The following is a 20,152-nucleotide window of genomic DNA, read 5'->3' as shown; positions in this document are numbered from 1 at the left end:
ATCCTCTCTACTGGGGAGTGGCCATGGATCGAGACCATCACCACCCGCTAATCGGGTCTTTGCGCCGGCGATTGGCGGACGGCGCCTTGAGTCGTCGGGCCTTTCTGCGCCGGGCGACCTTGCTGGGGCTTGCCCCCGCGGCCGCCTACGCGATGGCGGGCCTGAAGGCGGCGCCGACGGCCGCTTTGGTGTCAGAGAGCCACCGCGGCGGACGCCTGACCCTCGGCATGAGGATCCAGCCGGTCACCGATCCCCATGCACTCAACTGGCTGCCGGCAGCCAATCTGGTGCATCAGGTCTGTCAGCCGCTGACCTGGACCGGCTTTGACAGTGTGACGCGTCCCAAGCTGTTGTCTTCTTGGTCGGTTTCGCCGGATCTGCGCAGTTGGGACTTGTTTCTGAGGCAGGACGTGACCTGGCACAGCGGCCGTGTCTTCACGGCCGACGACGTCATCTGGAACCTGCGCCGATTGCTCGACCCTGCAACCGGCTCTTCAGCGCTTGGTCTGATGCAGTCGTACCTGCTGGCGGACGGGCCCTGCGAAGCCTGCGACGGGCCGGCGCTCTGGGATGCTGCCGCAATCGAAAAGGTGGACGACTTCCATGTCCGGCTGAACCTCAGGCGCCCGCAGGTGGCGGTGCCTGAACACCTCTTCCACTACACCAACGTCATGCTGGATCCCGACGACGGCGGCCGTTTCGGTTTGGGTGCCAACGGGACCGGCCCCTTCGCGCTTGTCGACTTTGCCGTTGGCGAGGGTGCGGTCCTGCAGGCCCAGCACGGCCGCTCCACCTTTGCCGCCTGCCTGGACGAACTGCGGCTGATCGACCTGGGGGACGATCCGAATGCCGCGGCGGCGGCCCTGGTGTCGCGTCAGGTGGACGGCCTCGATCGTTGCGACTACGCGGTCGCCGAAGGTCTCGCCGACAATCCTGATTTTGAGATCCACCGGACCGCGACGACGGCCACCGCGCTCTTGCAGATGAAGGTCGACGTGCCGCCCTTTGATGACGTGCGCGTGCGCCGGGCGATGCGCCTGGCACTCGACCCGGATGCGATCACGCGGCTGGCGCTGCGCGGCTTCGGCGTTCCCGCCGAACATCATCTGGTGTCGCCCGCGCATCCGGACTACGCCGCGCTGCCGCCGATGGGCCGCGATCTTGACGAGGCGCGCCGGCTGTTGGCGGCGGCCGGGTATCCGGACGGCATCGAAATCCGGATCAGCTGCAAATCCTGGCCGGCCTGGGAGCTTTCAGCGGTTCAGGCCATGGTCGAGCAGTATGCCGAAGCGGGTATCCGCGCCGCCATCGAGGTGATGCCCGCGCCCCGCTTCTGGGAGGTCTGGGACAAGGTTCCGCTGGCCTTCGTCGAGTGGGCGCCGCGGCCGCTCGGTTTCATGCTTCTGGGTCTGACGGTCCGCTCCGGCGTGCCTTGGAACAGCACGGGCTTTTCCGACGCGCGCATCGATACCCTCCTGACAGAGGCGGAAGCGACCCTGGATCCGGCGGCGCGCCAGGGGCTGCTGCGCCAGGTCCAGACCCGGATGCAGGAAATCGGTCCTATGGTGCAGCCCTCCTGGCTTTCCGTGGTGACCGTGATGTCGAAGCGTGTGAAGGGCTTCCGCCTTCACCCCACGACCTTGCTTTCCGCGGCAGACTATTCGGTCGCGCCTTAGCTTTCGCTGTACAAAGGCGGTTGCGTCCGGTGACGGGATGCCTAAACTCGCCTGCCCCGAAAGGGGTCTTGGGCCATTGCGCAGGAGAGGCCGCAGGCGCCCGGGGCCCGGCGATCAATTGGGAGAGGCGTTATGCAAGACGGCTATGCGGGCGACCTGCGCCCGGCGGAGGCCTGGGAACTGCTGAAGGAAAACCCCAAGGCGGTTCTGGTCGACGTGCGCACCCTGCCGGAGTGGAACTTCGTCGGTCTGCCGCGGCTGGACAGCCTGAGCAAGGAGACCATCTGCGTGTCCTGGCAGAGCTTTCCGGACATGGGCATGAATGCAGCCTTTGTGGAAGAGGTGGCGGCCCGGGGTGTTGGCAAGGATCAGCCGGTTCTGCTGATCTGCCGTTCCGGCGCGCGCTCGCGCTCGGCGGCCATGGCACTCACCGCAGCCGGCTTCGGGCCCTGCTACAATGTTGCCGAGGGTTTCGAAGGCGACCGCGACGGCGATCTGCACCGTGGCTCCGTTGGCGGCTGGAAGGTGGCCGGCCTGCCCTGGGCCCAGGGCTGAGCCCGGGCGAAACCGGCAAGGGCAAGGCAAGGGCAGGAAGGAAACGAAAAGGTGCCCAAGGATTCCAACAGAACGCGGCGCTGGCGGCCGCAGACCGAGTTGGTGCGCGGCGGCCAGGCGCGCAGCGCTTTCGATGAGACCAGCGAAGCACTCTACCTGACCTCCGGCTATGTCTACTCTTCGGCAGAAGAGGCGGAAGCCGCCTTCAAGGGCGACAAGGAGCGTTTCGTCTATTCGCGCTACGCCAACCCCACGGTCGCCATGTTCGAAGAGCGTCTGCGCCTGCTTGAGGGTGCAGAGGCCTGCCGCGCGACCGCCAGCGGCATGGGCGCGGTCTTCGCCGCTTTGATCTGCCAACTCAAAGCCGGCGACCGGGTGGTGGCCTCCCGCGCGCTCTTCGGTTCCTGCCACTACATTGTCGCTGAGATGCTGCCGCGTTACGGCATCGAAACGCTGCTTGTCGACGGCACGGACATGGCGGCCTGGGAAGCCGCCCTGTCGAAGCCGGCCACCTGCGTGTTCCTGGAAACGCCCTCCAATCCGACGCTGGAGATCATCGATCTGAAGACAGTGAGCGACCTCGCTCATGCCGCCGGCGCCTCGGTGGTGGTGGACAATGTCTTCGCCACGCCGATGCTGCAGCGCCCGCTCGACTTCGGTGCCGACGTGGTGGTCTATTCCGCCACCAAGCACATCGACGGGCAGGGGCGCTGCATGGGCGGTGCGATCCTCTCCAGCGAGGCCTTCATCAAGGACCACCTGCAGAACTACTACCGCCACACCGGCCCCTCCATGAGCCCCTTCAATGCCTGGGTCATGCTGAAGGGCCTGGAGACCCTGGATCTGCGGGTCCAGCGCCACTGCGCGAATGCTTTGGCGGTGGCGGAATTCCTGGAGGCCCAGCCCGGCGTCACCCGGGTGTTCTATCCCGGCCTCGCCAGCCATCCCCAGGCGGCGCTGGCCAGGCGCCAGATGAAGGGTGCCAGCACCATGGTCGCCCTGGATCTGGAGGGCGGCAAGGAGCGTGCCTTCCGCTTCCTGAACGCGCTGGAGGTGATCGACATCTCCAACAACCTGGGCGACGCCAAGAGCCTCATCACCCATCCGGCCACCACCACCCACCAGCGCCTCTCGCCGGAAGACCGCGCCGAGCAGGGCATCGGCGACGGCCTGCTGCGGCTTTCCGTCGGCCTGGAAGACCCGGCCGACCTGATCGAGGACCTGGAACTGGCGTTGAAGGCCTGAACACCCGCCTCTAAGCTTGCTGGCGAGCCACATCGACTGGGGGACGAACGCGCAGCATGCAGATGACGCTCGATGCGGACAGGATCATCGCGACAATCGATACGCTGGCAAAGCGGATCGGCGAACGCTTCCCCGAGGCCGGGCTGCGCGAGGTGGCCGAGGACTTTACGCGGGTCGCCCGGGAGATGCGCAGCGACGCCCTGGCGCTGGGACGGCCCAACTGGCGCCTGCGGCTGATCACGGTCGGTATTCTTGCGGCCGGCGTTGTGCTCTTCGCGTTGGTCTTCAAGGAGCTTCACTTCAGCTCTCCGCTGCCCGAAGCCACGACCCTCGTGCAGATCATCGAACCGGCCGCCAACATCGCCATCATCATGGCGCTCGGCATCGCCTTCGTCGTCAGCCTTGAATCGCGCTGGAAGCGGAAGCGGGCCCTGACCTCGCTGCATTCCCTGCGCTCGATGATCCACGTGATCGACATGTACCAGCTCACCAAGAGCCCGAGCGTGCTCCTGGATGCGATCGAGCCCACCGCCAGCTCCCCGAAGCGCGAAATGGGCCGCCAGGAGATCGAACGCTATCTCGACTACTGCTCTGAGATGCTGTCGCTCTGCGGCAAGATTGCGGCCCTCTATACGCAGAGCGTTCAGGACGCGGTGGTCATCGACACCGTGAACGAGTTGGAGGAGCTCTCCACCAACCTCTCGCGCAAGATCTGGCAGAAGATCATGATTCTCGATCTCGCCGTCCAGGGCAGGGGGCAGAACAGGGGGCAGAACAGGGGGCAGAACAGGGGGCAGGGCGGGGAGCAGGGCAGCGAGCGCGCCGCGGTTCAGGAAACTGTGGGATCGGCGTAGCCGGCCGGGTCCAGCCCGAGGGCGCCGCAGATCTCTTCGAAGACCTGTCTCTCGCTTTCGCTGAAGACGCCGTCGGCGGCGCAGAGGGCCAGCACCACGCCGGGGATCACCGCGGCGCAGTCCCTGTCTTCGGCGATGCGCCGCAGCTTGCCGAGAAGCACGCTGCGGGCATGATCGCCCTCGCTGCGCAGGTCGTGGATGTACTCGTCCAGGATCGCCACGGCTTTCTGCGGATCGTAGACCTTGAGGCCTTCCAGGCGTTCCAGGATCTCGTCCAGGCGGTAGCGCTCGGAGAGCTGGATCTCGCCGTCCGCCAGCATGGCCATGGCAGACGCGGCCATGGTGGCCTTCAGGAACGGTTTGTTGCGCTGCCTTGCGACCGCGGTCTGGATGAACTCCAAGGACTCCAACACGATGCTGCACCTCTCCGGTCCGCCAAGCCGCCAGTGTGACTCGCTGGGCGACAGATTGCCATTACAGTTGTGGATCGAGGCCGTCAGCTACGGAAAACCCCGCGCTCACCCCACTCGGCTCGTGAGAAGTAGGGCCCATACCACTCATTCTCATGGGTGAAGACCATGGTCCATGCGAAGTCACTGGGTGCGACATAGACGTCGAAGCGAAGGCGGGAAGAGTCCGGAGGGACGGCGCTTGAACAGCGAAATGCCGCACTGGAACTGCGTTCCGGCAGCACGAGGAGTTCGCGCGCCGGCTGCGCGGAGTATTCCTGAAGAGCCTGCCGCCCGGCCACATGGGGGAAGTGGTTATGACTGAAGGTGTGCCAAGAGTAGCCGCCGGAGACGCCTAGGATGCGTTTGCCGAACGCAGCGGGAACCGGCGCACAGTAGAGTTTTCGCCAAGCCCGCAGCAGCGTCCAGCTTTCCTTGCGCGGGATTTCACTGACGCACCCTCCGGCTTCGACGACAATGCCAAGCAGATCGCTTCCTGGTCCTGCTCCTTCATGACGCCGGTCAAAAAGTCTCCGGCAGCTTTCCATAGCACTTTTAGCTCGCCCCGTAAGCCCGCGCAAAACCGGCGCAGGCTAACAAAGCGCCCGGCAGGCCGCCAGGATGAAGCGGGCCCGTTCCGCAACGCTGACCCGGGGCACCTCGATCAGCTCATAGCCCAGTTCGCTGTAGATCTCTGCCATAACCCGGCAGGTGGCGGCGGCGACCTCCGCCGTCTGCTTGCGCTCCGCATCGCCGCTGAAGATTTCCGGCCAGGGCGGAAAGAGAAAAACCTTTCGCGCATAGCGCCGATCTTGCGCGGCCTTCAGGACGTGAGCCGAGACCGGCAGCCCCTCCAGGCGCAGGTAGCCGACGATGTCCGGCAGCCCGCGGTCGAAGAACACGGGGCCGCTTGCCTCTGCCTGCGCCTCAAAGGCGCGCAATTCCCAGGACAGCATGACTTCGGCATAGAGGGCGCGGTCGCGCCAGGGCAGGGCGGCGCCGTCGATCGCCACCTGCTGGCGGATGATCGCGCGCCCGGCTTCCGCGGAGCAACGATGGCCGGCCGCACCGAGGGCCTCGATCACGCTGGTCTTGCCGGCCCCCGGCCCGCCGGTGAACGCGGTGAAGTGGTTGTTGCGCGCGCTCATAGGTGCGTTCCTTCAACAATGGCGCTTGGGAAGAGGGCGTGGGAGAGTGTCCCGGAGACTTGGCATCCGATTGGGGTCCGGTCACTATCGAACCCATGAAGACTCTCCAACTCAAGTGGGTGCTGCGCCACGGCAATGCCCAGCACAGCTTTCTGGACTTCGTCGTGTCCGGGCGCTCGCTTTATGGCGAGCTTCGTCGGCGCGGTGACGACTATGTGTCCTGTCTTGGCTGGTTGGCGGACCCTCAGGACGATCATGCCCGCGCCCGCCTCCTGTTAGAGCGCCCGGGGGACCTGCCGAGCGGCCGTGTTGCACTCTACATTTGTCCGCAGTGTGGCGACCTCGGTTGCGGAACCGTCTCGGTCGCGGTGGTGTGCGACGATGACGGTTTTGTCTGGCAGGACTTCGGCTATGAGAGCGATGACGGCGAAGCCTTCACGCCCTTGGAAAGGCTCGGACCTTTTCGGTTTCAGGCCGAAGCCTACAGAAGCGCCATCGTGACTTATCCGAAGCGTTGACGTGTTTCGGGCCTGCATGTTTCAGAGCCGGTTTGCGGCTGCCTCGATCACAGTTCAATCCCACCACATCGCGGTGCAGAGCCCGGCCCGGGCGGCCTCGTCATAGAATGCGGCAAGTGCTCTCATGTGGTCGGGAAACACCGCATCGGGATGATGGTCCAGCTGCATTTTGACAGCGTCGCAAGCCTTCTGCCGGTCAGTGGGCAGCCAGCCGGTCAGCTCTTCCCAAGCGATCGTCTGAAAGCCACTCGCGACCCGGGCAACTTCCTCTTTCGACAGACAGGTGACGTCCGAATAGACCCAGTCAGAGCCAGGCCCACGGCGGCAGTTGGTATTGACCAGGCGTGCGCCGTTGCAGGCGAGAAAGAGAGCGAGCTTCGCCTCAGGAAGCTGGTGGCTTGCTTCAAGGTAGTGTTCGAGCACCCTGGGCGCCCAATTGAGATCCAGATGATCGGTTTTGCAACGAAGTTCGTAGCCGATCAGCCTGTTGAGCTCCGCTTCGCTGTTGCTGCAGGCTTCAAGTTCGGCCTCGGTCAGGCGGACAATCTGTTGGGTAACTGCCATCTGGTTTGTGGCTTGCGTTGCGGGATCGGGGGCGCAGTGATCCTAGCCGTCACTGCTGCTGATCGCCATAGCCCGCCGTCTTGTCCTTCAGGGCGGTGATGAGGGCGTCGAGGCCCTGGTTCTGCACGATGCTGCTGTATTCCGAACGGCGGGCGGCGATCTCCGAGTACTTGGCGTCCAGGAAGGTATCGATGAGGCGCCAGCCCCCGCCCGCCTGATCCAGTCGGGCGAGATAGTCGATGGCGATGATCTCCCCATCGGTCTTCACCAGTTGGTTCCGGACCAGCACGGTGCCGCGGCGCGCCGGCTGCTCGCCGGTAACCTCGAAGCGCTCGCCGGAATAGCCGTCGAAGCGGTCAGCGAAGACGGCGATGCTGAAGGCGGTGAAGGCCTCGGTAAAGGCAGCCTGCTCCTCCGCGCTGGCGGTGCGCCAATGGCGCCCAAGGGCGGCCCGCGCCATCAGCGGGAAGTCGAAGACCGCCTCCAGGTCCGGGGCCAGGCGGTCGTAGCGCCCCTGATAGCCCAGGGCCTCGGCCTCCTGCATTACGCCGATCAGGGTTGCGTTCAGGCGCTCGACCGTGGCGCCGGCGCCCTCCTCGGCCTGCGCCGGTGCCAGGAGCAACAGGTAGCTAATGAGAGCAGTCAGGATGAAAGGACGCATGACAAGGTTAAGCGAGCGTGGGGCCTTTTGAAGCTTGGGCGCCCAGGTCGGTTGGCATGGCGCCCTGCGGATACCAGGGTGAGGTCGGTCCAGGGACCGACCGTTCGTTTGTTCAGCTTAGCCATGCATACTGCATCGCGACAAGCGCGATAGTGGCCAGGCAGCCGCACAGTTGTCTCGTCCGCCACTGCAGGAAACCCCGGCGCCTCGCAGTGAGAGCGCGGGAAACTGCAGTCCCTGCCAATGGGGACGGATTAGAGCAATCTGCTCGGCAGAACGGGTTCAGTGGACCGCAGCGTTTTCTCGACTCGAGCGGCGTTTCACCAGCCCTGAGACCTTTTTCTTCTTGTCGCAGCCTTTTGGAGCGCCGGAGCGGGTTCGCGAAGAGAGCGGCTCGCTCACGGACACTGTTCGTCGTTCCGGCTTGAGGCCCGGCGCTCGCGCACCGGTTTCCACATACGCGGGGTCCGGCATCTGAGGGGAAACGCCCTCCCACTCATTGGCTCGATAGATGCGCTGCAGGGTCGTTTGGGAGCGTTGAAGGACGTAGTCCTCTGGCTTCGGCAGTTCGGCGGTAAACGTCCAGCGGAAAGGCAACTTTTCACCGCTGACACCCGTTTTGATGTAGCCGTCTTCCGTGACAAGACCCCCATTGGCAAATATCAGATCCATGACGGAGATGTCTTCGCCGTCAGCGGTCATGAAGCGCGTTCCAAGGCGGATCAGCCCGGTTTCGCTGACCTTCATCATTCCGTTCTTCTGTGTCTCACCAATGACGGCATGGATAAAACGATCCCCCAGCGTGCCAAGCGCACATCCGGTGCCGGCTCGGACTTTGCTGCCATCCTCCATCACCAGCGCACCATCAGAGCGGAGAATGTCCAGAACAGGTACGTACCGGCCATCGAACCTGCCATCGCCGCACAGCGTTACATGGCCGGGTGTGATCATCAGGCCGAAGACATCCAGAATCTCTTTGGACCTGTTCTGGAACGTGCGCACGACGCGTCCGGGTTGGAGAGTCCCGTCTTTGTCGGGGGAAAGGACCCAGTCATTTCTGCGAATCTGCTCAATCGGCTTCTTTGAACCGTCTGCCATTGAAATCAGTGTGCCTGCAGCGAAACAGCGATCAGCGAACAGCTCATCGATATTGTGGTACTCTCGCAGGGATACATCTATCTCGTCTCTGTAGACCTTCTGAAGGACCAGCTTCCCATGTTTGTCGTACTGTTTGATGGTGATATTGATAACATTTGTGAATTTCCCAACACTGCCGCCTTGGCCGACGATCTCAGTCTTCTCTACGGTCTTTGAACCATCCAGATAGTTGTAAGTGATCTCCACCGGTCCGTCGCGGTATCCCAATGCGTCATGGAGTTCAACTGCTATCGCTCCGCAAACTTTGGACCCCAGTTCTCCGCCGAGATATCCGCCTGCAACAGCACCGATTCCAACTCCAGTTGCGGCGCCGGCCGCTCCTCCGGCTGCTCCTCCGGCCAACCCGCAGAGAAACGAACCGATTCCCTCGAAGATGTCTTTTGTTGTAACCGAACCGTCCGAAGCTTGATCGGCCGCGATTCCTACGGCGCCTATTGCCGCTCCGGCGAGTCCGCCTTTGGGAAGGTGCGGGTTGTTGCTGAAGGCCTCATTTACTGAGATGGACAGGTTGGCCGCACCTGCCATGTTTGAGCCGATCGAGTTTTCCTTCGCTGGACCCGGACCTCCATCACCACCCACAGGTCCATAGTACTTGGTGGTCACAGTTGCTGTATCGTAATACTGAGTAGTAACTGCGGGATTCGTGAAGCCGCCCATTTGATCGCTCTCCCTGTCCATAAAGACTAGACATGAAACAGTGTGGGTGAACGGCGGTCGGTTCACACTTCAAGCTAACAGTCGTTACGGACTTATGAAAGTGCAATTGTCGACGTTAAAGATCTTGATCCGCGTCTTCGCACACCGAAAGCTGGCACTGCCAACACCCAACAGTTGTTGTGATCCAGATTGCCTGATCTTCGCGTGTTTTTCGTAACGCAAGTTGTCTCAGGTTGCTGCGACCCGCTGCCGGAGGCAAGCTGTCGGCCATGACGATACTGGTAACCGGAGGCACGGGCTTCGTCGGTTCCGCCGTGGTGCGGGCGCTGATCGCGCGGGGCGAGCGGCCACGCTGTCTGGTGCGCCCGGGCAGCGACCGGCGCAACCTGGAGGGGCTGGGCGTCGACTTGGCCGAGGGCGATCTCACCCAGGGCGAGTCGCTGGCGGAAGCCCTGAAGGGCTGCACCGCGCTGTTCCACGTCGCCGCCGACTACCGCATTTGGGTGCGCGACCCGGAGACCATGCACCGCGCCAACGTCGAAGGCACGCGCCAACTCATGCAGCAGGCCCTCAGGCAGGGCGTGCAGCGCATCGTCTACACCTCCTCCGTTGCCGTTCTGGGCAAGGCACCGGGCGGTGCGCCGGCCAACGAGGAGACGCCGGTGACCCTGGATGACATGATCGGCGTCTACAAGCGCTCCAAGTTCCTGGCGGAGCAGGAGGTGCAGCGCCTCGAGCGGGAGGAGGGGCTGCCGGTGGTGACGGTCAATCCCTCCACCCCTATCGGGCCGCGCGACGTGAAGCCGACCCCCACCGGGCGCGTGGTGGTGGAGGCGGCGGCCGGGCGCATGCCGGCTTTCGTCGACACCGGGCTCAACGTGGTCCACGTCGACGACGTGGCGGAGGGCCACATGCAGGCCTACGACAAGGGCGCGGTGGGGCAGCGCTACGTGCTGGGCGGGGAGAATCTGGGCTTGGCCGAGATCCTGGCGGTAGTGGCCGCGCGGCGCGGGCGCAAGGCGCCGACGATCCGCCTGCCGCGCCGCCCGCTGATGCCCCTGGCCCATCTGGCGGAGGCCTGGGCCCGGCTCACCAAGGGCCCCGAGCCCCTGCTCACCGTCGACGGGCTTAAGATGGCGGCCCGGCCCATGTATTTCTCCCACGATAAGGCCGCCAAGGCCCTGGACTACCGCCCGCGCCCGGCCGCCGAGGCCATCCACGACGCCGTCGACTGGTTCGAATCGGCAGGCTATCTGCGCTAGAGGCTGCCCGCGCTGGCGTCCTTCGAGACGGCGCTGCCGCGCCTCCTCAGGACGAGGCCTAAGCTGGCGCCTCATCGTGAGGAGCCACCGCAGGTGGCGTCTCGAACCATGGGTCCCGTGCCCCAATACCCTTACGGCACCTATGTCCTTAAAGTGAATAGGGTGGTGTTGGGCCGCGAAATCGCTAGACTGCGGGGAGTCGGGCAAGAAACCCTGCTTTCCGTCCCCTGATCTTTCCGGAGCCTCGCCTTGGCGGTACCCCTGATTCAGCAGCTGCGCGTCGGCGCCTATATCATTAAGCAGCGCCTCAAGGGCAACGAGCGCTATCCTCTGGTGCTGATGCTGGAGCCCCTGTTCCGCTGCAATCTGGCCTGTCCGGGCTGCGGCAAGATCGACTATCCGGACGAGATCCTGAACCGCCGCCTTTCGGTGGCCGAGTGCATCGAGGCGGCGGAGGAAAGCGGCGCGCCCATCATCTCGATCCCCGGCGGCGAGCCGCTGATCCACAAGGAAATCGACCAGATCGTCGAGGCCCTGATCGCGCGCAAGCGCTTCGTCTATCTCTGCACCAACGCCCTGCTGCTGGAAAAGAAGATCGGCCTCTTCAAGCCCAGCCAGTACCTGACCTTCTCCATCCACCTCGACGGGCTGGAAGAAGAGCACGACCGGGCGGTGGACCAGAAGGGGGTCTTCAAGCGGGCGGTGCGCGCCATCGAACTGGCGCGCGACAAGGGCTTCCGCGTCAACGTGAACTGCACCCTCTTCAACAACGCCAAGGCCGAAGAGGTGGCCGAGTTCATGGACTTCGCCCGCGACCTCGGAGTCGAGGGTGTCACCATTTCGCCGGGCTATGCCTACGAGCGGGCGCCGGACCAGGAGCACTTCCTCAACCGGCGCCAGACCAAGGAGCTGTTCCGCGACCTCTTCCGCCGCGGCAAGGGGCGCCAGTGGCGCTTCTCCCAGTCCAGCCTGTTCCTCGACTTCCTGGCCGGGAACCAGAGCTACCACTGCACACCCTGGAGCAACCCGACCCGCAACGTCTTCGGCTGGCAGCGCCCCTGCTACCTGCTGAACGAGGGCTATGCGCCCAGCTTCAAGGCGCTGATGGAGGAGACCGACTGGGCGGGCTACGGCACCGGCAATTACGAGAAGTGCGCCGACTGCATGGTCCACTGCGGTTACGAAGGCACCGCGGTCGCCGACACGGTGAAGCATCCGTTGAAGGCCCTGGGCGTGGCCCTCAAGGGCATCAACACCGAAGGCGAGATGGCGCCGGAAATCGACCTCAGCAAGCAGCGCCCGGCGGTGTTCAGTTTCGAGGATTTCGTCGCCGAAGCCGCGGCCACGCCGAAACCGAAGTCGGCCTCCTCGTCAACCGAAGCCGCCGAATAACCCCTCAACATTCCGGCTCGCCGCCTTGAGGCTCGCCAATGCGCGGCGCGTCCGGCCCGCGAGACGCAGCATGGACGGCAGGTCGCCGGGCCGGCGCGCGAGCCCGCTCACGGCCGCTTGCCAGTCCGCCTTTCCCTCCGCTGTGACTGCCCGGGCCGCAAGCGCCGGCAGCGCATCGCCGGCGGTGTCGGCGATGGCCCGCAGCGCCAGGAAGGGCAGGCCGGCGCGGGCAGCGACGGCGGCGACGGCATGGCTTTCCATATCGACGGCAAGGCAGGCACTGGCGGCATGCGCCTGAGACTTCTGGGCGACGGTGAGCAGGGTTTCGGTGCTGCCGTAGATGGCGCCGCTGCGCAGAACGCTCGCGCTTTCGTTCAGTCTTGCATACAGCGAGCGATGCCAGCCGTCGTGGCAGGGATGATCCTGTCCGCTTGGCGATCGGATGCTCTCGGCGAGGACCAGATCGCCGACATCGAGTGCGGGATGGAGCGCGCCGGCGATGCCGAAGCTCAGAAGCGCGGTGGCGCCCCCGGCCACCAGGTCTTCCGCCAGTTGCACGGCGCGCGCGCTGTCGGCCCCGGCGCAGACAACGGTGATCCGTCTTGAGGATCCAGCGCCACTTGCTGCGATCAGCCGCGCCTCGGAGGCCAGGCCGGTGACGATGCCAAGCCGTGGCGCTGTCGTGCTCACTTGCCGCCCCGGGATTACATGCCGAAGGCGACGCGCCGCTCGTTACTGCGCATGAGGTTGCGGTAGCGCGCCAGGGCCATCAGCGGGAAGTAGGCGCTGTAGCCGTGATAGTGCAGGTAGAAGACCCGCGGGAAGCCGGTGCCGGTCCAATGACGGTCCAGCCAGCGCCGCTCGTCGCGCGGGAAGCCCTGCAGAAAGGCGATGCCGCGGTGCACGGCGTCGCTGTCCACCTCGCCGGCGGCCATCAGGCCGAGCACAGCCCAGGCGGTCTGCGCGGCGGTGGAGGCCTTGCTTTCGTCGCGCCGCTCCGCCCAGTAGGTGGCGCAATCCTCGCCCCAGCCGCCGTCATGGCGCTGGCGGCTCTCCAGCCAGGTGACGGCGCGGCGCACCGGCGTGGAGGAGGGGTCCACGCCGCAGGCGTTCAGCGCCGAGAGCGCCGACCAGGTGCCGTAGACGTAGTTGACCCCCCAGCGGCCGTACCAGGAGCCGTCCGCCTCCTGCTCGCGCAGCAGATAGTCGAGGCCGCGGCGCACGGCGGTGTGATCGCGCCCGTAGCCGAGCTGGGCCAGCATCGACAGGCAGCGCGCCGAGACATCGGCGGTCGGCGGGTCGAGCAGCGCGCCGTGGTCGGCGAAGGGAATGTGGTTCAGATAGTCGAAGGCGTTGTCGGCGTCGAAGGAGCCCCAGCCGCCGTTCTTGCTCTGCATGGCGATGATCCAGCGCGCCGCACGCTCCATCGCCTCCTTGGAGGCTTCGGAGCCGGCCCGGTCCATGGCCATGACCACCACCGCCGTGTCGTCGACGTCGGGGTAGTGGGCGTTCTGGTACTGGAACGGCCAGCCGCCGGCCGGCGCATTGGGGCGCCGCCATGCCCAGTCGCCGCGCACCTCGGTGATCTCCCGCTGCAGCAGCCAGTCGAAGGCCCGGTCGAAGGTGTCGCTGTCGCCGGCCTCGCCGGTCTCCAGCAGGGCGTGGGCCGCCAGGCAGGTGTCCCAGATCGGCGAGAGACAGGGCTGACAGGTGACATGGTCGTCGTCGCGGGCGATCAGCAGACGGTCGATCGCCTCCCGCGTCATGCGGAAGTTGGGCTCGTCCCAGTCGTAGCCGAGGGCGTGAAAGGCCATGGCGGCATTGGCCATGGCCGGGAAGATGCCGCCCAGGCCGTCCTCTCCGTTCAGGCGTTCCTTCACGAAGTCCATGGCGGCCTTGATGGCCTTGCGGCGCTGCGCGCGCGGACGCAGCGGGTCGCTCAACCGCAGTACCTTGTCGATGCCGGCGAAGATGGCGCCCAGCGGGCTGCCGGTCGCGTTCATCTGGTACTGGGCCCGCTCCGGCGCCTGCTCGAAAAGCTCGCGGATGGAAACGCCGCGCGGATTGGCGGCCTGCGGCTTCTGATCCATCAGGATCAGCAGCGGCGCGATCACCGTGCGCGACCAGTAGGACACCTTGGAAAGGTGGAAGGGAAACCAGCGCGGCAGCAGCATGATCTCCACCGGCATCTCCGGCACCGCGCGCCAGGGAACTTCCCCGAAGAGGGCGAGGGCGATACGGGTGAAGACGTTGCTCTGGGCGGCGCCGCCCCGGGCCAGAATGGCTTCGCGGGCGCGCAGCATGTGGGGCGCCTCCGGGTCGTCGCCGGCCAGCTTCAGCGCGAAGTAGGCCTTCACGCTGGCGCTCAGATCCATCTCGCCGTCGTGGAACAGCGGCCAGCCGCCGTCGCCGCCCTGTACGGCGCGCAGGTGGTTGGCGATCTTCGGCTCGACCGCGCGATAGGCATCGCCGTCAACACTGCCGAGAAAGTGCTGCAGGAAGATGTACTCGGCCGGAATGGTCGCGTCGGCTTCCAGCTCGAAGACCCAATGCCCGTCGTCGCGCTGCTGCGCCTTCAGGGCCTCGGTCATCGTCCCGACAAGCTCGTCGACGGCGTTCAGGTCCGGCTTTTGGACCTCAGCCGTCCGTGCCAAGGCCTCTTCGTTTCTGGCCGCGTTGCTCTGTGTCATATCCAGTTGAAGTAACGCCGCCCGGAGAAGGCAGCAAGAGGACCCCGATCTATCGTCACCACGCGACCCGGAAGGACGGCCCCGAATCCCCCGCCTCTCCGGTTCAATGAGCGCAATTGTGAAGAAGCCGGCGGTTGCTGACAAGTCCCTGCAATCGGGCAATTTCAGGGCAATGTCAGTGCCTTGGCGGCCGCGTCCCCGGAGCGGACGGCGGATTCGATGGTCGCCGGCAGGCCCGTTGCCGTCCAGTCACCGGCAAGAAAGAGGTTGCGCCAGGCACTGCGCGTCGGCGGGCGGCGGCGCAGGGCGGCGGGCGTCTGCGCGAAGGTCGCCCGCTTCTCGTTGATCACCCGAATCGGCGGGTTCAGAGCCGGATCGAGATTGAGGGCCCGGGCCGTGTCGGACCACAGCGCCGCGGCGATCTCGTCGTTGGGGCGCTGCGCCAGGGCCGTCGCCGCACTGACGGTGAGGCTGACGATGGATCCGCGCAGGAAAAGCCAATCGGCGGTGCCGCCCAGCAACCCCATGAAGGGCACGTCCTGAGCCCCCTCGGCTTGGCCGGCCTCGAAAGGCCAATGCGGTGCCTGCGGCAAGCGGATGTGGGCGTTTACGATGGCATGACTCTCCCGGGGGACATCCAGGCCCGGCAGCAGTCCTTCCGCGGCCTGCGGCGGCAGCGCCAGGATCACCTGATCGGCGCTGCCGAGCGGAACCGCCTGCCCGGCAAAGTCTAGCCGGGCCGCGCGCTCGCCGCTGAAGTCGATCTGCCGAAGTCGCTGGTTGAAGCGGATTTCGGCACCGCGGTCCGCCAGAAAGGCGAGGGCCGGGTCCACCAGCGCCGGGCCCAGCCCTTCGCGGGCGACCAGGGGCCTGCAGGCGGCCTCGCCGCGGGCGAAGGTCAACTGCAGCATCTGCCACAGCAGCCGGGCCGAGCCTTCCTCGGCCGGTGTGTTGAGCACGGCGACGATCAGCGGCTCCCAGAAGGGGCGCCACAGCGGGTCGCGCGTGTCCAGGCAATCGCCGATTCGCGTGTCGGCGCCGGCAATGGCCAGACGCAGACCCTTGAGGTAGGACGCCAGGCGGGTTCCCGGAACGCGCTGCTTGGGCTTGAGAATCCACCAGGGGATCCGGCCCGCGCTCGGCTTCAGGGTCCAGCGCTGCCCGCTTTCCAGGTCCAGAAAGGGAAAGGCGGCCTGCGCCGGCTGGGTCAGGGCGTCGCCGGCCTGAAGCAGATCGAGGTAATCCAGCACCGCGGTGTTGGCGGTCATCATCAGATGGTTGCCATTGTCGATCAGGCAGTCGAGGCGGGCATCGTGAAACGACCGGCAGCGCCCGCCAGCCTGCGCGGCGGCCTCGTAGAGCGTGACGGCGCGGCCCTGCGCCGCCAGGCGCACCGCCGCCGACAGCCCGGCCAGTCCGGCGCCGACGACGTGAACCCGGCCCGCAGCGGCCGCGTCTGTCATGGCCCTAGAGTCCGTTGCGCAGTGCGATCCACAGTTTCTCCGCCTTGGGAAGGCGCACGCGGGTCGCGTTGTCCCGCCAGCCCTGTTGTTGAAGGCGGGTCAGCAGACGGCGGTAAACGGCCAGCATGATCCGTGCCGGGCGCATGGGCCCGCGCCGGCAGCGCGCCATCAGGGCCTGGGCCTCGGTGAAGCGTTCCTCGGCCATGGCGGCCAGTTCGCGGCAGACGGCGGGCAGCCGCGCATCCTGCAGAACCGTCATGGGATCGCGGCTTTCGATGCCCTGGCGCAGCAGCAGTTCGCGCGGCAGGTAGAGGCGCCCGCGCTCTGCATCCTCGCGCAGATCGCGCAGGATGTTGGTGAACTGCAGCGCATCGCCTTCTGCCAGGGCAAGGCTCTGGGCCTCCGGCTCCTCGGCGCCGAAGGCATGCACCGAAAGCACCCCGACCGCGCCCGCCACGCGCCGGCAGTAAAGCCGGAAGGTCTCCATGTCGGGGGCGCGGATGTCCTCGCGGGCGTCCATTTCCATGCCGTCGATGACGGCGAGGAACTCCGCCTTTGGCAGGCCGTAACAGCGGCGTGGGTGCTGCAAGGCAAGCGTGATGGGGTGGGTCGGACGGCCGTCGTAGAGGCGCCCGATCTCTTCGCGCCAGAAAGCCAGGCCCCGGCGCTTTTCTTCGGCTGCGCCGTCGTCATCGGCGATGTCGTCGACCGCGCGGCAAAAGGCGTAGATCGCGTACATCGCGTGGCGCCGCGGTTTCGGCAGCAGGCGCATGCCCCAGAGGAAGGACGAGCCCGAGGCTGTGGCGATGCTGCGCACATGGGCCATGGCCGCCGCTTCGTCCGTCAGCGCAGCCGGGGTTTCGGGGCGGGCAAGGGTCATCCGCTCTGTCCGGCGATCTGTGGGGCGGCGAAAAGACGCTGGACCTGAACGCCTGCAGCGCCGCCCAGCCCCGCAAAGAGGAAGTCGGCCTTGCTGAGGGCAACGCGTTCGGCCAAAGGGTCGCCGCGGCGCAGACGCCGGCTGAGACGCAGCGCCAGCTTCACGATGACGGCCGACTCCATCGCCAGCCGGCTGGAGCGAAGCTGCCCGGGCAGGCGCTGGGCCTTGATCAGAAGCGCATCGACCCCATCGAGGCAGAGATCGATAACCCGGCGCAGGCCCGGTGGGCTCGCTTTGGCGTCGAGCACCGTCACCTCCAGGCCCTCCGCCGTCAGCCAATCAAGCGGCAGGTAGACGCGATCGAGGGCATGGTAGTCGTCCTGGCAGTCCTGCAGGTGATTCAGGATCTGCAGGGATGTGCAGAGCGCATCTGAGGCCGGATAGCCGCCCGGGTCCTCGCCATGCAGGTCGAGCAGGAAGCGGCCCACCGGATCGGCGGAAAGACGGCAGTAGCCCAGCAGGTCCTCCCAGTCGGTGTAGCGCAGTTTCACCGCGTCCTGGGTGAAGGCGGCCACCAGGTCGCTGCCGCGCGCCGTGGTGATGCCGCGCCGCGCCAGGGTCTCGCGCAGCCGCGCCGCCTTCTCCAGCCCCGGTGCGTCGTTGCCCGCCGATTGCAGGGCGGCGTCGAAGCGTTTCAGGCGGTCGATCTTGTCGTCCGGGGCGAGGGCGGGGTTGTCGGCAATGTCGTCGATGGCGCGCGCAAAGGCGTAGTAGGTCGCCACGTCCGGGCGCAGCGCGGCCGGCAACAGCCAGGAGCCGACGGGAAAGTTCTCGTCGCCCGATCCCTTGCCCGATGGTGTTTCGACGCTGGCAGGCGTCATCCGGTTCTCCTGCTGTGGCAATCCCCCAAGGCGACGATACCCCAAGCGTTTGGCGCTGCATTCGCCGACGCGGCGCTGTTGCGCGAACTTAGCCTGACGGCGCCGATCATTCCAGGCCGCGCTGTCCAGCCTGCACGCGCCCTTTCCAGGTGCCGCCATGGCCCCGCCAATGCCGCAGAGCCGAGTCGAAGGTCATGACGGAGTAGAGCAGGGCAGCCAGCGGCAGCAGCGGTGCCAGCCAGAGGCCCTGCCTGTAGAGCCGCAGAACCGGCAGGACCGTCAGGGTCATGGCGAGCCAGGCCAGCGCGGCGATCAGTGCCGCAGGTATCTGGCCATGCCAGGGTAGCCCCAGCACCAGCAGCGGCGGGGCCAGATAGGTCGCGAACATGCCGACCAGCGTGCCGAGCAGGATCAAAGGGTTGTGCCTCAACTGGGTATAGGCGCTGCGGGCGACCATGTCCCAGATCGCGCCCAGACCAGCATAGGGCCGGATGGAGCGGGCGGTCTCGGCCAGGCCCAGCCAGAGCCCGCGGCTGCCGGACCCGCGCACCTGCTTCACCTTGGCCGCCAGACTGCAGTCGTCGATCAGGGCGCCGCGCAGAACGGCCAGCCCGCCGACTTCTGCCAGCGTCGCGCGCCGCAGCAGGATGCAGCCGCCGGCGGCGGCCGCCGTGGCTTTCTTCGGATCGTTCACCCAGGCGAAGGGATAGAGCTTCTGGAAGAAGTAGATGAAGGGCGGGATCAGCAAGCGCTCCCACAGTCCTTCGCAGCGCAGGGCGACCATCAGGGAAACCAGATCGCGCCCCTCCGAGACCGCCTTGGCGACCAGCCGACGCAGCGCCTGCGGCGGCTGGGCGATGTCCGCATCGCTGAACCAGAGGTAACGGCTGTCCGGGTCGGACTGGCGCAGGCCCTGGTCGAGAGCCCAGAGCTTCCCGGTCCAGCCCTCCGGCAGCGCAGCCGCACGCACCAGATTGAATCGCTCCGGCCGGCTGCTGTCGGCGGCGGCCTGGCGGGCCGCCTCGACAGTGCCGTCCTCGCTGTGGTCGTCGACCAGTACGACGGAGAGATCGCCCGGATAGTCCTGCTCCAGGATGGAGGTCAGCGCGGCCGCGATGACCGCGGCTTCGTTGCGCGCCGGGATGATCGCCGTCACCGCCGGCCAGCGCTCCGGTTCCGGCGCGCTGCCGTCCAGGCGCTCCCGGCAGCGCCAGAAATCGCCGCGGAAGAACCAGAGGTAAGCCCAGATCGCGAGACTGAGTGCGGCGAGGCCCAGGGTAGCGAGGTCGGTGAGTGCCGCGCTCAAGGCGAGAGGGCCTTGTGCAGCGTCTGATAGCGCCGCAGGAACAGGCGCTTGGCCTTCTGCGCCGGCCAGGGCTCCAGATGAATGTCCTGAAAGCGCTTGTGCTGGCCGAACAGCCGGCGGCCCTCTGTGAGCGAGAAGCCGGCGAGCTGGGTTGCCTCCAGGTAGGCCGCCGTGCGGTCTGCGCGCTTGATCAGCTTGGTCAGGGCCTCCGGTTCCCGGCCGGTGAGGCCGAAGCGCAGGCGGATGGCGGTCATCAGGCGGCGCTCCAGGGCTTTGTAGTCCATCCCCACCGCCGCCTTGAAGGGCGTGATGAGGTCGCCGATGACGTACTCGGGCGCGTCATGCAGCAGCGCCGCCAGGCGCTCGGCGGCGGGGGCGGAAGGCTTGAGCGTGCCGACGATTGTCTCGACCAGCAGGCTGTGCTGGGCGACGGAAAACGCCGAAGGGCCGCTCGTCTGGCCATTCCAGCGGGCGACCCGGGCCAGGCCATGGGCGATGTCTTCGATCTCGATGTCCAGCGGCGAAGGATCCAGGAGATCGAGGCGCCGGCCCGACAGCATGCGCTGCCAGGCGCGGGGTTCCGCGCTCATGCCGTCTCCTTTCCCTCCGCGGTTGCGCACTTTGCACCCCAAGGCATACGCAGCGCCGGACGAGGACGCAAGGTCGTGAGAAAACACTTTATGGGGACCTGTGCTTGGCCTAGTGAGTAGGGCGACTAGGAGCCCGGGCGGAAATGCAGAGGGGCAGTAGGTGGCGGGCTGCTATGCAGGGGAAAGCGACGGGTAAGGCGAGG

At 66.3% G+C, this 20,152-nt stretch carries 20 protein-coding genes; 7 read left to right on the top strand and 13 right to left on the bottom strand.

Annotation, left to right across the window (positions count from 1 at the left end; translation table 11 throughout):
* Positions 1 to 23: 23 nt before the first annotated feature.
* From Q0982_RS07745 to Q0982_RS07730, 4 genes are all read left to right on the top strand, one after another.
* Complete coding sequence (locus Q0982_RS07745) at positions 24 to 1,676, top strand: ABC transporter substrate-binding protein (protein WP_299393820.1); 1,653 nt, start codon at positions 24 to 26, stop codon at positions 1,674 to 1,676.
* A 132-nt stretch (positions 1,677 to 1,808) separates the two neighbouring features.
* Complete coding sequence (locus Q0982_RS07740; RefSeq protein WP_299393818.1) at positions 1,809 to 2,231, top strand: rhodanese-like domain-containing protein; 423 nt, start codon at positions 1,809 to 1,811, stop codon at positions 2,229 to 2,231.
* A gap of 51 nt (positions 2,232 to 2,282) precedes the next feature.
* The gene (locus Q0982_RS07735) at positions 2,283 to 3,476 is read left to right on the top strand and encodes an O-succinylhomoserine sulfhydrylase (protein ID WP_299393815.1); all 1,194 of its coding nucleotides are present in this window, start codon (positions 2,283 to 2,285) and stop codon (positions 3,474 to 3,476) included.
* A 62-nt stretch (positions 3,477 to 3,538) separates the two neighbouring features.
* Entirely contained in the window at positions 3,539 to 4,330 is a 792-nt protein-coding gene (locus Q0982_RS07730; RefSeq protein ID WP_299393813.1) for a hypothetical protein, read from the top strand.
* Here Q0982_RS07730 and Q0982_RS07725 read toward each other — a convergent pair.
* The 3 genes from Q0982_RS07725 to Q0982_RS07715 all read right to left on the bottom strand — a co-directional run bounded on the left by Q0982_RS07725 (position 4,306) and on the right by Q0982_RS07715 (position 5,927).
* On the bottom strand, positions 4,306 to 4,743 hold the full coding sequence (locus Q0982_RS07725) for a tellurite resistance TerB family protein (RefSeq protein WP_299393811.1): 438 nt from the start codon (positions 4,741 to 4,743) through the stop codon (positions 4,306 to 4,308). The two genes, Q0982_RS07730 and Q0982_RS07725, sit on opposite strands and share 25 nt — an antisense overlap.
* 83 nt (positions 4,744 to 4,826) lie before the next feature.
* The gene (locus tag Q0982_RS07720) at positions 4,827 to 5,327 is read right to left on the bottom strand and encodes a DUF4275 family protein (protein ID WP_299393809.1); all 501 of its coding nucleotides are present in this window, start codon (positions 5,325 to 5,327) and stop codon (positions 4,827 to 4,829) included.
* 45 nt (positions 5,328 to 5,372) lie between these two features.
* On the bottom strand, positions 5,373 to 5,927 hold the full coding sequence (locus Q0982_RS07715) for an AAA family ATPase (protein ID WP_299393807.1): 555 nt from the start codon (positions 5,925 to 5,927) through the stop codon (positions 5,373 to 5,375).
* Between the two features lie 95 nt (positions 5,928 to 6,022).
* Here Q0982_RS07715 and Q0982_RS07710 point away from each other — a divergent pair, with 95 nt between their 5' ends.
* Positions 6,023 to 6,445, top strand: coding sequence for a hypothetical protein (locus Q0982_RS07710; protein WP_299393805.1), 423 nt, complete (start codon positions 6,023 to 6,025; stop codon positions 6,443 to 6,445).
* A 54-nt stretch (positions 6,446 to 6,499) separates the two neighbouring features.
* Here the strand turns inward: Q0982_RS07710 and Q0982_RS07705 are convergent, their stop codons facing one another.
* The 3 genes from Q0982_RS07705 to Q0982_RS07695 form a co-directional block, all read right to left on the bottom strand.
* The gene (locus Q0982_RS07705; protein WP_299393802.1) at positions 6,500 to 7,009 is read right to left on the bottom strand and encodes a hypothetical protein; all 510 of its coding nucleotides are present in this window, start codon (positions 7,007 to 7,009) and stop codon (positions 6,500 to 6,502) included.
* A gap of 49 nt (positions 7,010 to 7,058) precedes the next feature.
* Positions 7,059 to 7,670: an ABC transporter substrate-binding protein gene (locus tag Q0982_RS07700; RefSeq protein WP_299393800.1), complete on the bottom strand. Its 612-nt coding sequence runs from the start codon at positions 7,668 to 7,670 to the stop codon at positions 7,059 to 7,061.
* A gap of 282 nt (positions 7,671 to 7,952) precedes the next feature.
* A complete protein-coding gene (locus Q0982_RS07695; RefSeq protein ID WP_299393798.1) occupies positions 7,953 to 9,485 on the bottom strand; it encodes a hypothetical protein in 1,533 nt (510 codons plus the stop codon).
* A gap of 269 nt (positions 9,486 to 9,754) precedes the next feature.
* On the opposite strand from Q0982_RS07695, the gene hpnA reads away from it, so the two are divergent.
* Positions 9,755 to 10,747 carry a hopanoid-associated sugar epimerase gene (gene hpnA, locus Q0982_RS07690; protein WP_299393795.1) on the top strand — a complete coding sequence of 331 codons (993 nt, stop codon included), beginning with the start codon at positions 9,755 to 9,757 and terminating at the stop codon, positions 10,745 to 10,747.
* Between the two features lie 249 nt (positions 10,748 to 10,996).
* The gene (hpnH, locus tag Q0982_RS07685; protein WP_299393793.1) at positions 10,997 to 12,139 is read left to right on the top strand and encodes an adenosyl-hopene transferase HpnH; all 1,143 of its coding nucleotides are present in this window, start codon (positions 10,997 to 10,999) and stop codon (positions 12,137 to 12,139) included.
* Here the strand turns inward: hpnH and Q0982_RS07680 are convergent.
* From Q0982_RS07680 to Q0982_RS07650, 7 genes are all read right to left on the bottom strand, one after another.
* Positions 12,119 to 12,829 carry a hypothetical protein gene (locus tag Q0982_RS07680; protein WP_299393790.1) on the bottom strand — a complete coding sequence of 237 codons (711 nt, stop codon included), beginning with the start codon at positions 12,827 to 12,829 and terminating at the stop codon, positions 12,119 to 12,121. The two genes, hpnH and Q0982_RS07680, sit on opposite strands and share 21 nt — an antisense overlap.
* Before the next feature lie 14 nt (positions 12,830 to 12,843).
* On the bottom strand, positions 12,844 to 14,793 hold the full coding sequence (shc, locus tag Q0982_RS07675) for a squalene--hopene cyclase (protein ID WP_322096976.1): 1,950 nt from the start codon (positions 14,791 to 14,793) through the stop codon (positions 12,844 to 12,846).
* Between the two features lie 200 nt (positions 14,794 to 14,993).
* Complete coding sequence (hpnE, locus tag Q0982_RS07670; RefSeq protein ID WP_299393787.1) at positions 14,994 to 16,292, bottom strand: hydroxysqualene dehydroxylase HpnE; 1,299 nt, start codon at positions 16,290 to 16,292, stop codon at positions 14,994 to 14,996.
* 4 nt (positions 16,293 to 16,296) lie between these two features.
* Positions 16,297 to 17,172: a presqualene diphosphate synthase HpnD gene (hpnD, locus tag Q0982_RS07665; RefSeq protein WP_299393784.1), complete on the bottom strand. Its 876-nt coding sequence runs from the start codon at positions 17,170 to 17,172 to the stop codon at positions 16,297 to 16,299.
* Positions 17,169 to 18,053, bottom strand: a complete 885-nt coding sequence (gene hpnC / locus Q0982_RS07660) for a squalene synthase HpnC (RefSeq protein ID WP_299393783.1) — start codon at positions 18,051 to 18,053, stop codon at positions 17,169 to 17,171. Before hpnC ends, hpnD begins: the two co-directional genes overlap by 4 nt.
* Positions 18,054 to 18,159: 106 nt before the next feature.
* A complete protein-coding gene (locus Q0982_RS07655) occupies positions 18,160 to 19,359 on the bottom strand; it encodes a glycosyltransferase (RefSeq protein ID WP_299393780.1) in 1,200 nt (399 codons plus the stop codon).
* On the bottom strand, positions 19,356 to 19,949 hold the full coding sequence (locus tag Q0982_RS07650) for an HD family hydrolase (RefSeq protein WP_299393779.1): 594 nt from the start codon (positions 19,947 to 19,949) through the stop codon (positions 19,356 to 19,358). Before Q0982_RS07650 ends, Q0982_RS07655 begins: the two co-directional genes overlap by 4 nt.
* Positions 19,950 to 20,152 lie beyond the last annotated feature (203 nt).

This window comes from Pelagibius sp. (assembly GCF_028281305.1).
Lineage (GTDB): Bacteria > Pseudomonadota > Alphaproteobacteria > Kiloniellales > Kiloniellaceae > Pelagibius.
This window is presented reverse-complemented; position numbering and strand designations above follow the sequence as displayed.